Below are 14346 nucleotides of genomic sequence, written 5' to 3'. Positions count from 1 at the left end.
CTTCCTCTTAAACCAGTACGCCGGACTGGCGCAAGGCAGTACGGACTTTTTCGTGGCAGCCTTCGCTCAGCCAGGTCAGTGGCAGGCGAATACCTTTTTGCATCAAGCCCATTTCGACGAGCGCCCATTTCACCGGGATCGGGTTGGCTTCGCAGAAGAGGTCTTTGTGCAGCGGCATGAGTTTTTCGTTGATCGCGCGGGCCTTCTCGGCATCGCCCGCAAGGGCGGCCTCGCACAGATCGGCCATTTCGCGCGGGGCGACGTTGGCAGTAACAGAGATGTTGCCCTTGCCGCCCATCAGGATCAGCTCGACGGCAGTCGGGTCATCGCCGGACAGAACGATGAAGTCCTTGCTGACGCCATCGAGGATGGCCTTGGCGCGGACCAGGTCGCCGGTGGCTTCCTTGATGCCGATGATGTTCGGCACGGTCGACAGGCGGATCACGGTCTCGGCCTGCATGTCGCAGGAGGTGCGGCCGGGTACGTTGTAGAGGATCTGCGGAATGTCGACGGCTTCGGCAATGTGCTTGAAGTGCTGGTACAGGCCTTCTTGCGTCGGCTTGTTGTAGTACGGCACCACCAGCAGGCAGGCGTCGGCACCGGCGCTCTTGGCGTTCTGGGTCAGGTGCACGGCTTCGGCAGTGGAGTTGGCGCCGGTGCCAGCGATGACCGGTACGCTGCGGCTGCTGCGCTTGACGCGCTCGACCACGTGCTTGATGACCAGGATGTGCTCTTCGACATCCAGCGTGGCGGACTCACCGGTGGTGCCGACGGCGACGATCGCATGGGTGCCGTTTTCCAGGTGGAAGTCTACAAGTTTGTCGAGGCTGCCCCAGTCAACACGCCCTTGTGCATCCATGGGTGTGACCAATGCCACCATACTGCCCGCAATCATGTAACTGCTCCTGCCGGAAAAAGAGAGCGGTAATGGTACTGGGGGCATCGACCTTGCACAAGCGAAGCAGGCGGGCGGAGCATTCCCCTCGGCGCCTTATTTCGCTACCCTTGACCCTTTGATCGGTGCAGCGCGGCCCGCCGGGCCGTCGACCTTGCTCCCCGCCAGCGTCCAAGACCTCGCATGCGAGCCCCGGGCCCTGCCGACAGGAGGCTTTTGACCGTCCTGCACCGACCGCTCATCGCTTTAGGAATGCTGCATGTCCACCCCCACCACTGTCCGCGAACAATTCCTTGTCATCAGTGCCCTGGGACCGAATCCCATGGAGCTGGCCAACGTCCTCAGCCGCGCCGCCTTCGAAAACCGCTGCGCGGTGGTCACCTCGCGCCTGAGCCGCCATGGCGAGACCAGCGCCCTGGTGCTGCAGGTAGGCGGCAGCTGGGACGCCCTGGCGCGCCTCGAATCCACCCTGCCGGGCCTGGGCAAGAAGCACGGCCTGACCCTGGACGTGGTGCGCAGCGCCGACCAGGAAGTGCGCCCGCAGGCCCTGCCGTACGTGGCTTATGTCAGTGCCGCCTACCGCCCGGACATCATCAACGAGCTGTGCCAGTTCTTCCTCGATCACCGCGTCGAGCTTGAAGCCATGACCTGCGACACCTACCTGGCGCCGCAGACCGGCAGCAGCATGCTCAACGCCCAATTCACGGTGATCTTGCCGGCCGGCACCCAGATCAGCTGGCTACGTGACCAGTTCCTGGACTTTGCCGACGCCCTCAACCTCGATGCGCTGATCGAGCCTTGGCGTCCACAGAACCCAATGTAAGGAAACCGACCATGGCTGTAGCACTCGACCAACCCGTTGCCGACTTCCAGGCCCAGGCCACCAGCGGGCAAACCGTCAGCCTGGCCGAGCTCAAAGGCCAGCAAGTGGTGATGTACTTCTACCCGAAGGACAGCACGCCGGGCTGCACCACCGAAGGCCAGGGGTTCCGTGACCAGCACGACGCCTTTGCCGCAGCCAACACCGTGGTGTTCGGGGTATCGCGCGATGGCATCAAGTCGCACGAGAACTTCAAGGCCAAGCAAGGCTTCCCGTTCGAGCTGATCAGCGACAAGGACGAGGCCCTGTGCCAGCTGTTCGACGTGATCAAGCTGAAGAAGCTGTACGGCAAGGAATACATGGGCGTTGACCGCAGCACCTTCCTGATCGACAAGGACGGTGTGCTGCGCCAGGAATGGCGCGGGGTTAAGGTGCCTGGGCATGTGGATGCCGTGCTGGCTGCTGCCCAGGCCTTGGACAAGGCTTGAAATTGATGGGGCTGCTTTGCAGCCCTTTCGCAGCACAAGGCTGCTCCTTGTATGTTGTGCCTAGCCTGATGAGAGAGGTTATTCTCGTCAGGCTATAGAAGCACTTCCGGGGAGGCCGATCGCTCCTGAAGGCAGGGTTTGCCCCTGACCTTGTCTGTAGAGAGGCCCCCCGCCTCATTGCCCACTACGAAGAGTATCGAGAAGCCGACAAGTCGGACTTCGCATTACAAGGTTGCAGCGGCATGAAGTTCGAGGTCGGGGAACCGGAGGCCATTGTTACCTAACTCGCTTGGGAGTGGGAAGAATGAATGTCTGTGTGGGCCTGGATATTGGTTCTCGTACGTCGATCGTTGGGGTGCGTAAAGATGGGCGTCCCGCTGGACAGTGGGATATCGCTCAGACCCCTGCGGGTCGTAAGGCAGCGGTGAAAAAGCTGCAGGCGCTCAAGCCCAAGTCGATCGTGATGGAGGCGACCGGAATCTATTACCTGGACCTGGCCCTTGAGCTGCATGCTGCCGACCTTCCTGTTTCGGTGATCAACCCCAAGAGCTTCCATAATTTCGCCAAGCTGATGCTGGTGAACAGTAAAACTGACTCGATAGATGCTCAGTTGCTGTCCGAGTACGGTGAACGTATGACACCGCGCTTGTGGACACCGCCAAGCTCCGTACAGCTTGAGCTGAGGGCTCTTGGCCGGCACATCAATCGTCTGGTCGGGCACCGCACCAGGGCGAAGAATGAACTGCATGCATTGCAGGCGACCGCTACGACCGTGTCGATGCTGATCGAAGATCAAGAGGAAGCGATTGCCACTTTGGACAATCGCATTGAGCGTTTCCGCAAGGCCGGACGTGAGTTGATCGCTCAGTGTCCGACGCTTAACCGGCAGTACAAGCAGTTACTAGCGGGCCCGGGAATGGGAGAAGTCTCGGCACTTGCTGCCTTGGCTGAGCTGACCACCCTTCCTCAAATGCTCAAGTCCTCTCAGGTCGCTCGTCATGCTGGTCTAGATGTTCGACAGACACAGTCGGGGACAAGCATTGATAAACCTGGTCGGCTCGGCAAAAGCGGGAATGCCTATTTACGGGCAGCCATGTACATGCCTGCGTTGACGGCGGTGCGCTGCGATCCTTACGCGAAGGCCTTTTATGAATCGCTGGTCAGCAGGGGGAAGAAAAAAATGCAAGCGATCGCCGCTGTCATGCGCAAGTACCTGACGGGCATATGGGCATGCATGCGCGGCGATGAACCATTTGATACGGCCAAGCTTTTCAGCTCTGAACACCTTAGAAAAGCTTGACCGCCAACAGAGTATCTACAGGGGCTGCGCATGACTTTACAAGAGCAGCCTTGCGCTGCGAATGGGCCGCAAAGCGGCCCCAGTTGCATCAAAGCAGCGGCGATACGCTAGGCTCCCGGCGCGGCCAGGCATCCAGCACGGCCTTGATCAGCGTCGCCAGCGGGATGGCGAAGAAGATCCCCCAGAACCCCCACAACCCGCCAAACAGCAATACCGCGCAAATGATCGCCACCGGGTGCAGGCTCACGGCCTCGGAGAACAGCAGCGGTACCAGCACGTTGCCATCCAGCGCCTGAATGATCGCGTACACCGTCATCAGGTAGATGAACTGGTCGCCCCAGCCCCACTGGAACAGCGCAATCAGTGTCACCGGCACCGTCACCACCACCGCGCCAACATACGGCACCACCACCGACAGCCCCACCAGTAGCGCCAGCAGCGCGGCGTAATTGAGCCCCAGGCTGATGAAGGCGATGTAGGTGGCAATGCCGCAGATCAGGATTTCAATGCCCTTGCCGCGAATGTAGTTGGCAATCTGCCGGTTCATCTCGCTGCCCACCCGGTTCAGCAAGGCGCGCTGGGTGGGCAGGTAGCCACTGACCCAACGGCCGATCAGTTCTCGGTCCTTGAGGAAGAAGAACACCAGAATCGGCACCAGCACCAGGTAGATCATGGCGTTGACCAGCAACGGCAGGCTCGACAGCGAAAAGGTCAACGCCCACTGCCCGAACTTGCCGATTTCCCCGCGCACCGACTCAATGGCGTGCAGCACCTGCTCGTCCGACACCAGGTGCGGGTAGCGCTCGGGCAACAGCAACAGCAACGACTGCCACTTGCCGAGCATGCCCGGCAGCTCGTTGAACAGGGTAATCAGCTGGTGCCACAGCAACGGCACCAGCACCAGCATGAACACCGCCAGCGCCCCCATGAACAGGGCAAAGACCAGCATCACTGCCAGCCGGGTCGGTACCCGCAGCCGCTCCAGGGCATTGACCAGCCCCTGCATCAGGAACGCCAGCACCATGCCCGCCAGCACCGGCGCGAGCATGCCGCCCAGGGTGAGCACAGCGGTAAAAGCCAGGAACAGCAGCACCGCCAGCACTACCGCTTCTTCATCGGAGAAGTAGCGGTGCATCCAGTCGCGAAGCACTTTGAACATTGACGATCCTTGGAAAAGACTCAGGCCTTGCGCAGCCAGTAGGTATAGGTGCCGGCCTCAGCCGTTTCCTGCAGCAGAGTATGACCGGCCAGCTTGGCGAAAGTGCGGAAGTCGCGCTGCGAACCTGCGTCGGTGGCGATCACCTTCAGCACGGCGCCGCTGGCCAGGCGATTGAGCTCCATCTTGGCCTTGAGCAGCGGCAAAGGGCAATTCAGCCCGCTGGCATCCAGTTCGGCGTCGCAGGTCAGGGTGTCACTCATCGCGGGGCTCTCCTAAGGCATTGCCGGGTTGCTGCTTCACAGGGTCGGCTAGGATAGCGCCACTGGTCGCCAACGTGTGAGCCCGCTACAGTAGGTATCTTTGACCGACGCGAGCTTCGTGCATGAATCTACTGCGCCCTACCCTGCTGACGCTGGCCTGCCTGATGGCCCTTCCCGGCCATGCTGACGACCTGCCATCACTGGGTGACGCCAGCTCTGCGATCGTCTCGCCGCAACAGGAGCATCAACTGGGCCGTGCCTGGCTGAGCCTGCTGCGTGGCCAGGTCAACCAGTTGAACGACCCGCAGCTCAAGGACTACGTCGAGACTACCGTGTACCGCCTGGCCGAAACCAGCCAGCTGCAGGACCGGCGCCTGGAATTCATCCTGATCGACAGCCGTGAACTCAACGCCTTCGCGGCCCCCGGCGGCATCGTCGGGGTCAACGGCGGCCTGTTCCTCAATGCCCGCACCGAAGGCGAATACGCCTCGGTGCTGGCGCACGAACTGGCGCACTTGTCGCAACGCCACTTCGCCCGCGGCGTCGAAGCCCAGCAACGCATGCAACTGCCGATGATGGCGGCTTTGCTCGCGGGTATCGTGCTGGCTGCCGGTGGCGCTGGCGATGCGGGTATCGGCATGATTGCCGGCACCCAGGCGGCGGCAATCCAGGAACAGCGGCGTTTCTCGCGGCAGAACGAACAGGAAGCCGACCGCATCGGCATCCAGAACCTTGAAAAGGCCGGTTACGACCCGCGCAACATGCCCACCATGTTCGAACGCCTTGCGCAGCAGTACCGCTACGGCGCCAAGCCGCCGGAATTTCTGCTGACTCACCCGGTGACCGAATCGCGTATCGCTGACACCCGCAACCGTGCCGAACAGGCGCCCAAGGGCGGTGTCGAGGACAGCCAGCGCTATCAGCTGATTCGCGCGCGCGTGGCCCTGACCTATGAAGAAACACCCGGCCTGGCAGCCAAGCGCTTCCGCTCCCAACTCGACGAAGACCCGAAACTTGACGCTGCACGCTATGGCCTGGCCCTGGCGCAAATCAAGGGCGGCCAGCTGAACGAAGCGCGCGAAAACCTGAAGCCGTTGCTGGCCAAGGCCCCCAACGACATCACCTACAACCTGGCGCAGATCGACCTGGACATCACCAACAACCGCCTGGCCGACGCGCAGCAGCGGGCCGAGCGGATGCAGGGGCTGTACCCGGGCAACTACCCGCTTAAACAGGTGCGTGCCGATCTGCTGGTGAAGCAGAGCAAGCCGACCGAGGCGGAGAAGATATTGAACGAGCTGATCAAGAGCCGGCCGGATGACCCGGACGTCTGGTACGACATGGCTGAAGTGCGGGGTTTGTCGGGCAATACCATTGGCTTGCACCGGGCTCGAGCCGAGTTCTTCACGTTGGTAGGGGACTTTGACCAGGCGATCCAGCAGCTGGATTACGCCAAGCGCCGGGCGGGCGGCAACTTCCCGCTGGCGTCGCAGATCGACCAGCGCCAGCGCGAGATCCTGGAGCAGCAGCGTATGGTTCGGGAAATGATGGGGCGCTGAGAATCTGGGGGCGCTTTGCGCCCCAGCATTTTCAGGCGTTACCGGAAAGCTTCAGGCGCGCCGCCTGGGTGAAGTCCAGCATGCGGTTCAGCGGCCTGATCGCCTTGGGCACCAGCGCCGGGTCGACAAAAATCTCGTTGCTGCCATTACGCAGGCAATCCAGCACCCGCTCCAGGGTGTTCATCGCCATCCACGGGCAATGTGCACAGCTGCGGCATGCCGCGCCGTTGCCGGCGGTGGGGGCTTCGACGAATTCCTTGTCCGGGCACAGCTGCTGCATCTTGTAGAAGATGCCGCGGTCGGTGGCGACGATGAAGGTCTTGTTCGGCAGGGTCTGCGCCGCCTTGATCAACTGGCTGGTGGAGCCCACCGCATCGGCCAACTCGATCACCGCTTCTGGCGATTCAGGGTGCACCAGGATCGCTGCGTCCGGGTACAGCGCCTTCATATCGGCCAGCTGGCGCGACTTGAACTCTTCGTGAACGATGCAGGCACCGTCCCACAGCAGCATGTCGGCACCGGTTTGCTTCTGGATGTAACGGCCCAGGTGCTGGTCCGGGCCCCAGATGATGGTTTCGCCGTTATCCATCAGGCTTTCGACGATTTCCAGCGCGCAGCTTGAAGTCACCACCCAGTCGGCACGGGCCTTCACGGCAGCGGAAGTGTTGGCGTACACCACCACAGTGCGCTCAGGGTGCTGGTCGCAGAAGGCTGAGAACTCTTCTACCGGGCAGCCCAGGTCAAGCGAGCAGGTGGCCTCCAGGGTTGGCATCAGCACGCGCTTTTCCGGGGTGAGGATTTTCGCGGTCTCGCCCATGAAGCGCACACCGGCCACGATCACCGTTTCGGCCGGGTGATTCTTGCCGAAGCGGGCCATTTCCAGCGAGTCGGACACGCAGCCGCCGGTTTCCTCAGCCAGGGCCTGGATGACCGGGTCGCAGTAATAGTGGGCAACCAGCACGGCATTCTGAGCCTTGAGCTCGGCAGCGATGGCCGCACGGTATTCGGCCTCCTGCTCGGCTGTCAGCGGGTTGGGCTGCTTGGCGTCGAGGTGGGCCTGAACCAACAGGCGTTCGGAAATCTGGGTCATGATCGCTGGACCTGCAGGCGCGCGTGCGCGTCAAATCGAGTGTATCACCCGGCCCTGGCAGATCGGCTAAGGGTGCCGGACGGTACGCAGGCCGCCACGGCCCTCTGCGGGCGCGGATTATTATCGGAGGCCGAAGGCTACAGATAATCCAGCGATTACTAAAGTGGTTTTTGTGTTGCCTGTGCTGGCCTCTTCGCGGGCATGCCCGCGAAAAGGCCGGTACAGGTTCAATCAATCAACCCTGCGGCGACAGTGCTGCCAGGTGCGCTGCCATGAGCATGGCGAACTCTTCCACTGTCATCTTCTTGCCGTTGAAATCGACCATGCCATCGGCATAGTGCAGGCTGCTCACCACATCGTTGCCTTCAACGGTGGCCAGGCCACTCTGCAGCGCCATCATGCCGACCATCTCCCCCGCCTGGCTCGACTGCATGGCAATCGCCTGGGCGTCGGTCTGGCCGTCCAGCAGCGCCTGCAAGGTCGCCAGGTCACCCATCATCGGTTTGGACAGCGACAGCTTGCTCTTCACCTCGGTGATCAGTTGCTTGCTCAACTGGTCCGGCGGCAAGTCGAAACTGGCCGGGGCGGCGAAGTTCATCGACAGGTTGAAACGGCTCTCGCCATTGGCGGTCTTGAACGACAGGTTTTCTATCGCCACCTTGGGCTTGGCGGCCAGCAGTTGCCGCAGATCACCCTGGAACCGGGCCTTCTCTGCGTCATCCATCTGGATCTGCGGCACAGGCTGACCGGCTGCAGCGGCCGCCTCGAACTCCGGCAGGTGCGCCTGGTACCACTTCGACAATGCCTGCAATGCCGGTGCGTTGACCGAATTGACACTCACCAGCATGTGCGCCTTGCCCACCGCGCGGCCATCCCAGGTGATGTCGCCGACCTTGTACTCCACGCGACCACCCACGGCATCCGGGCCGTCCAGGGTTTGCAGGACATTCTGCTCCAGGCCGTTGATCAGCAGCACTTGCTGCTTCGGCCCCAGGGTGACCTTGGTTTCGGCCAGCGCCAGGTCGACATTGCCCACATAGATGGCGTCGTGCGCGGTGGCCTGAAGGTTGCCATCAACCTTCAGGCCTTTGAGTTCGAACGTGGCCGGCGGCTGGTCATCGCGCACAAGTTTCATCACGAAACGGTCGGCCTGGCCGTGGAACTTCGACGCCTTGCCTTCCTTGTCGCCACTGACTTCCAGCTGCATGCCAGAGAAGTCGAGGCTGTTGCCGTCAGCCTCGTCGAGCTTGACCGGCGCCAGCCGGACCTGGCTGACCACACTGCCGCCGTAACCCAGGCTGGTCTGTGCGCTGACCGGGGCCTGCTCGCCTGCAGCGGCGAACCACGCTGCGGTGGCATCGTCCTTCTGCAAGGTGCTGTTGCTGACCGCCATCACCGGCATCAGCTTCAACGCCTTTACCCGCGACCAGGGAAACGGCCCGTGCTCGATCTGGTCGGTCACGCCCACGTCGAAACTCACTACCTCGCCTTCACCCACGTTGATATCGCGGGCCTTGAGCCGGTACTGGGCGGTACTGCTGAAGAAATGCTGCTCCAGCGACACCCGCTCGATGCTCATGCTGCCGCCGGTGGTCACCAGGGCCTTCTTGAGCTCGGCATTGCTGCGGACAAGGGCATTGTCCAGCTCGGCAGGTAACTGCTTGCCGGTGTACCAGGCACCAGTGGTGGATGCGACGGCAATGGCAATCGCCAGGCCGGAAAGGATGCCAACTGATTTCTTCATGAATAGAACCGATTGTCCGTAAGGGCTTCTTGGGCGACAAAGGCCACGCAGGAGGCGAAGAGTACCACTGCGACAGAACACGATGGCCGATCGGAAAAGAGAAAACACATTTTTCAGAGGCGTCTGAGCCCCCTCAAAGGGAGCATCACTCGTTAATTTTTACGAACATTCGAATTGATCAAAACCGCAAAAAACCGCGCAAAAACCGAACAAAACCCCTTATAAATCGATAAATATTTCAATTTGGTAACATCTTGTCATGTTTAACTTGACACCAACCTACCCATCGTTTTTTATTTTCACCACTTAGCGCGTCCCCCCCCCGCGCCTTCCGCCGCTCCTACAAAAAAGGTGAACAACATGGAGCCCACCCGCTCGCCCTTGCCGCATGCGCAATACACCGTGCCCGCCGTTTACGCCCAGGAGCCATGCCAGCATGCAGCCTGATCACAGCGCTTCCGGCAACGGCCAACTCCGCAAAACCCTGCGCCTCTGGCACGTGATCATCATCGGCCTGGCCTACCTGACCCCGATGACCGTGTTCGACACCTTCGGCATCGTCAGCGGGATCACCGCCGGCCATGTGCCCAGCGCCTACATCCTGGCGCTGGCGGGCATCCTGTTCACCGCCGTGAGCTACGGCACCCTGGTAAAGCGCTTCCCGCAGTCGGGCTCGGCGTACACCTACACCCAACGCGCGATCAACCCGCATGTGGGCTTCCTGGTCGGCTGGTCGTCGCTGCTGGATTACCTGCTGCTGCCAATGGTCAACGCGCTGCTGGCCAAGTTGTACCTCTCGGCCATGTTCCCCGAAGTACCGGAGTGGATATGGGTGGTCGGCTTCGTCAGCCTGATCAGCCTGATCAACATGCGCAGCGTAAACCTGGTGGCGCACTTCAACCTGCTGTTCGTGGGCGTGCAGGTGGCGATCATCGCCGTGTTCATCTACCTGTGCGTGCGCGGCCTGGGCCAGGGTGAAGGGCTGGGCACCACCTGGAGCCTGCTGCCGTTCGCCGACAACCAGACGCACCTGAGTGCATTGGCTGCCGGTGCGACCATCCTGTGTTTCTCGTTCCTGGGCTTCGACGCGGTCACCTGCCTGTCCGAAGAAACCCGCGACCCGGCCAAGACCATCCCGCGGGCGATCTTCCTCACCGCGCTGATCGGTGGCGTGGTGTTCATCACCGTGTCGTATTTCATCCAGGCCTACTTCCCGACCATGGCGCGCTTCCACGACCAGGAAGCGGCCCTGCCGGAAATCGCCCTGTACGTTGGCGGCAAGCTGTTCCAGTCGATTTTCATCGCCTGCACGGTGATCAACACCATTGCGTCGGGCCTGGCCTCCCAGACCAGCGTGTCGCGCCTGCTGTACGTGATGGGCCGCGACAACGTGATCCCGGCCAGCCTCTTTGCCCGCCTGCACTCGCGCTACAAGACGCCGGTGCTGAACATTGCCGTGGTGGGGCTGGTTGCGCTGTCGGCGATCTTCTTCGACCTGGTCACCGCCACCTCCATCATCAACTTCGGTGCGCTGGTTGCGTTCAGCTTCGTCAACCTGTCCGTGATCAACCACTGCTACCTGCGCGAAGGCAACCGCCGGGGCCTGGCCAACCAGCTGAAGTACCTGGTGCTGCCGACCATAGGTTTCTGCATCATCGTCTCGCTGTGGCTGGACCTGAACGCGCATTCGCTGATGTTCGGCGGCATCTGGGCGGCGGTCGGATTGATCTACCTGGGTTGGCTGACCAAAGCCTTCCGGTCGGCACCGCCCAACTACGTTGCCGAATGACCCACGCTGCCAACAACGCCCGCGCCTGACCGCGGGCGTTGTACTTGATCGAAAAGGAAAGCCCTCATGCCGCTGCGTCGCCTCTCCATCCAGTGGAAGATCACCCTGCTCGCCGGCCTGTGCCTGCTGGCCATCGTCGCCCTGCTGGTAGCCACGTCACTGACCCAGGCGCGGCGTAGCGCTGCGCTGGTCAACCAGGCCAACACCGCCATGCTCGACAGCAGCGCGCGCCAGCGCCTGCAGGCCCATGCCGAAACCCAGGCCCTGCGGGTGCAGCGCTACTTCATGGACGCCTACCAGTACGGCAATGGCTTTGCCCGCATGGTGCAGGTGCTCAAGGCCCGAGGCGGCAGTGACCTTCGCGCCGAGCTGACACGCCAGGCCCGTGCCAGCCTGGCCGGCAACCCGGATGTGATCGGCCTGTACCTGGTGTTCCAGCCCGACGCGCTGGACCAGCAGGACAGCCAGTACCTCGGCCAGGACGCCTTGGGCAGCAATGAAAGCGGGCGTTTCTCGTTGTACTGGTCGCAGCCGCGCCCCGGCACCCTGGAGCGTGAGGCCATGCCAGAAGCGATGCTCGGCGATGCCAGCGTCGGCAGCAACGGCGCGGCGAAGAACCGCTGGCTTACCTGCCCGCAAGACACCGCCAGTACCTGCATGCTGGAACCCTACCTCGACGAGGTCAATGGCCGCCAAGTGCTGATGACCAGCATTGCCCTGCCGCTGCTGGAGCATGGCAAGGTGGTCGGCGTGGTCGGCCTGGACATCGGCCTGGCCAACCTGCAGCAACTGAGCCTGGACGGCCGCCGCGAGCTGTTTGATGGCCAGGGCCATGTCAGCATCGCCAGCGCAGCCGGCCTGCTGGCAGGCAACAGCCGCGATGCCAGCGCGCTCGGCAAACCCATGGACAATACGGTGGCCGACGGCCTGCTGCGCGTAGCCCACCCCTTCGCCCCCATCCCTGACGCCGCGCCTTGGCAGGTGTTGCTGGAGCTGCCAGAAAGCGTGCTGCAGGCACCCGCCGTGGCCCTAAACCAGCGCCTGGATGCGCACAACCAGAATGCCAACCTCACCAGCCTGCTGATCGGCCTCGGCGCCGCCATCGCAGGTTTGCTGCTGGTGTGGCTGACCGCACGCGGCGTTACCCGGCCAATCCTGGCCGTGGCCGCACGCCTGCAAGACATTGCCAGCGGTGAAGGCGACCTCACGCGCCGCCTGGACTACGCCCGCCAGGACGAACTGGGCCAGCTCACCCACTGGTTCAACCGCTTCCTCGACAAGCTGCAGCCGGTTATTGCCCAAGTCAAAGGCTCGCTGCAGGAGGCCCGTGGCACCGCCGACCAGTCGGCCGCCATCGCCAGCCAGACCAGCAATGGCATGCAGCAACAGCACCGTGAAATCGAACAAGTAGCCACGGCAGCCAACGAGATGAGCGCCACTGCCCTGGATGTCGCCCACAACGCATCGCAAGCAGCCCAGGCCGCACGTGCCGCCGACCAGGCCAGCCGCGAAGGCCTGCAACTGATCGACAGCACCCGCGAGGGCATCGATCGCCTGGCTGCCGGCATGAACACGGCCATGGACGAGGCGCGAGCACTCGAAGGCCGCAGCGGCCAGATCGGCTCGGTGCTGGAGGTGATTCGCACCATCGCCGAGCAGACCAACCTGCTGGCACTCAATGCTGCCATCGAAGCTGCGCGCGCTGGCGAAGCCGGGCGTGGTTTTGCCGTGGTCGCCGATGAGGTGCGCGGCCTGGCCCAGCGCACGCAGGTGTCGGTGGAGGAAATTCGCCAGGTCATCGAAGGCCTGCAACAAGGTACCCAGGATGTGGTGGGGGCCATGCATGCAGGCCAACGCCAGGCCCAGGACAGCGCCGCACGCATGGAGCAGGCATTACCGGCACTGCAGCGTATTGGCGAGGCCGTGGCGGTGATCAGCGACATGAACTTGCAGATTGCCTCGGCGGCGGAAGAGCAGAGCGCGGTGGCCGAGGAAGTGAACCGTAACGTGGCCGGCATTCGAGATGTGACAGAATCGCTGGCCGGGCAGGCCGATGAATCAGCACGCATCAGCCAAGCCCTGAACCGGCTGGCCAACCAGCAGCAGGCGCTGATGGAGCAGTTTCGCGTTTAGCCTGTCAGGGCCTCTTCGCGGGCACGCCCGCTCCCACACGCTCGGCGTAACCCTAAGGGGCCGTGCAGTTCCTGTGGGAGCGGGCGTGCCCGCGATGAGGCCCTGACAGGCACCGCACCATTGTTATTTTGAGCACAACTTATGCCTAATCCAACCCGATCCACCTTCTTCGACATCACCAGCGAACAGGGCCTGTTACGTACCTCGATTGCCGTCACCCTGTTCATCGCCACCATCGGTATCGCCTTCGGCCTGGCTTCCGGGTCGTTCTCCATCGTCTTCGACGGCGTGTATTCGTTGGTCGACGCCAGCATGAGCGGCCTGTCGCTTGTAGTGGTCAAGCTGATCACCTCACACACCACCAGCGTGCAAATGTCGCGCAAGCTGCGCGAGCGCTTCACCATGGGCTTCTGGCACCTGGAACCGATGGTGCTGGCACTCAACGGCATCCTGCTAAGCGGTGTGGCCATCTACGCGCTGATCAACGCCGTCAGCAGCCTGCTCGAAGGCGGCCGCCACCTGGAGTTCGGCATTGCCATGGTCTATGCGGTACTGACCGTGATCACCTGCGTCACCATCGCCGTCGTCGAAGCCCGCGCCAATCGCAAGCTGAAGTCAGACTTCGTGCGCATGGACGTCAAGGGCTGGGTGATGTCGGCCAGCATCACTGCCGCGCTGTTGATCGCCTTCTGCTTTGGTTACGCGGTGCAAGGCACGTCGCTGGAGTGGGTGTCGCCGTACATCGACCCGGCGGTACTGGCGCTGGTGTGCCTGGTGATCATTCCGCTGCCGCTGTCAGTGGTCCGTCAGGCGCTATCTGAAATCTTTCTGGTTACCCCCGGCGACCTCAAGCTGCACGTCGATGAAGTGGCCAAGGCCTTCGTCGCCCGCCACGGGCTGCAGTCGTACCGCGCCTATGTCGCCAAGGTCGGGCGCTCACGGGAGATCGAGTTGTATTTCATCGTGCCAAAGACAATGGCCGCGAAGACCATCGATGAATGGGATACGTGGCGTAACGAGATTGGTGATGCCGTAGGCGGCGAAGGGCCGGACCGCTGGCTGACGGTGGTGTTCACCGGCGACCCGGAGTGGGCTGAGTAAGCAGGGGG

12 protein-coding genes are annotated in these 14346 nt (G+C 62.4%); 7 read left to right on the top strand and 5 right to left on the bottom strand.

Translation table 11 applies throughout. The features are described from left to right. Positions 1-7: 7 nt before the first annotated feature. Complete coding sequence (gene dapA / locus PP4_RS06010; protein ID WP_016498340.1) at positions 8-895, bottom strand: 4-hydroxy-tetrahydrodipicolinate synthase; 888 nt, start codon at positions 893-895, stop codon at positions 8-10. A gap of 259 nt (positions 896-1154) precedes the next feature. Here dapA and PP4_RS06005 point away from each other — a divergent pair, with 259 nt between their 5' ends. The 3 genes from PP4_RS06005 (at position 1155) to PP4_RS05995 (ending at position 3503) form a co-directional block, all read left to right on the top strand. Further along, positions 1155-1718, top strand: a complete 564-nt coding sequence (locus PP4_RS06005; RefSeq protein ID WP_016488638.1) for a glycine cleavage system protein R — start codon at positions 1155-1157, stop codon at positions 1716-1718. Positions 1719-1729: 11 nt separating this feature from the next. Further along, entirely contained in the window at positions 1730-2203 is a 474-nt protein-coding gene (locus PP4_RS06000) for a peroxiredoxin (RefSeq protein WP_016498339.1), read from the top strand. Between the two features lie 304 nt (positions 2204-2507). Next, a complete protein-coding gene (locus PP4_RS05995) occupies positions 2508-3503 on the top strand; it encodes an IS110 family RNA-guided transposase (RefSeq protein WP_016497900.1) in 996 nt (331 codons plus the stop codon). Between the two features lie 88 nt (positions 3504-3591). Here the strand turns inward: PP4_RS05995 and PP4_RS05990 are convergent, their stop codons facing one another. Together PP4_RS05990 and PP4_RS05985 are read right to left on the bottom strand one after the other, a co-directional pair. Further along, complete coding sequence (locus PP4_RS05990) at positions 3592-4662, bottom strand: AI-2E family transporter (RefSeq protein WP_016498338.1); 1071 nt, start codon at positions 4660-4662, stop codon at positions 3592-3594. 20 nt (positions 4663-4682) lie between these two features. Beyond that, entirely contained in the window at positions 4683-4922 is a 240-nt protein-coding gene (locus PP4_RS05985) for a sulfurtransferase TusA family protein (RefSeq protein WP_016498337.1), read from the bottom strand. Between the two features lie 122 nt (positions 4923-5044). Here PP4_RS05985 and PP4_RS05980 point away from each other — a divergent pair, with 122 nt between their 5' ends. Continuing rightward, entirely contained in the window at positions 5045-6481 is a 1437-nt protein-coding gene (locus tag PP4_RS05980) for a M48 family metalloprotease (protein WP_016498336.1), read from the top strand. Between the two features lie 31 nt (positions 6482-6512). Here PP4_RS05980 and nadA read toward each other — a convergent pair whose 3' ends face one another. Together nadA and PP4_RS05970 are read right to left on the bottom strand one after the other, a co-directional pair. Continuing rightward, complete coding sequence (nadA, locus tag PP4_RS05975; RefSeq protein ID WP_016498335.1) at positions 6513-7571, bottom strand: quinolinate synthase NadA; 1059 nt, start codon at positions 7569-7571, stop codon at positions 6513-6515. Between the two features lie 235 nt (positions 7572-7806). After that, a complete protein-coding gene (locus tag PP4_RS05970) occupies positions 7807-9315 on the bottom strand; it encodes a YdgA family protein (RefSeq protein ID WP_016498334.1) in 1509 nt (502 codons plus the stop codon). A gap of 436 nt (positions 9316-9751) precedes the next feature. Between PP4_RS05970 and PP4_RS05965 the strand changes: the two genes are divergently transcribed. The 3 genes from PP4_RS05965 (at position 9752) to PP4_RS05955 (ending at position 14338) form a co-directional block, all read left to right on the top strand. Next, positions 9752-11104, top strand: a complete 1353-nt coding sequence (locus tag PP4_RS05965; RefSeq protein WP_016498333.1) for an APC family permease — start codon at positions 9752-9754, stop codon at positions 11102-11104. Between the two features lie 66 nt (positions 11105-11170). Continuing rightward, entirely contained in the window at positions 11171-13237 is a 2067-nt protein-coding gene (gene mcpU / locus PP4_RS29970; RefSeq protein WP_016498332.1) for a methyl-accepting chemotaxis protein McpU, read from the top strand. Between the two features lie 141 nt (positions 13238-13378). After that, the gene (locus PP4_RS05955; RefSeq protein ID WP_016498331.1) at positions 13379-14338 is read left to right on the top strand and encodes a cation diffusion facilitator family transporter; all 960 of its coding nucleotides are present in this window, start codon (positions 13379-13381) and stop codon (positions 14336-14338) included. Positions 14339-14346 lie beyond the last annotated feature (8 nt).

It is taken from the genome of Pseudomonas putida NBRC 14164 (assembly GCF_000412675.1).
GTDB lineage: Bacteria > Pseudomonadota > Gammaproteobacteria > Pseudomonadales > Pseudomonadaceae > Aquipseudomonas > Aquipseudomonas putida.
The sequence above is the reverse complement of the archived record's forward strand: the minus strand, read 5'-3'. Positions and strand labels throughout refer to the sequence as shown.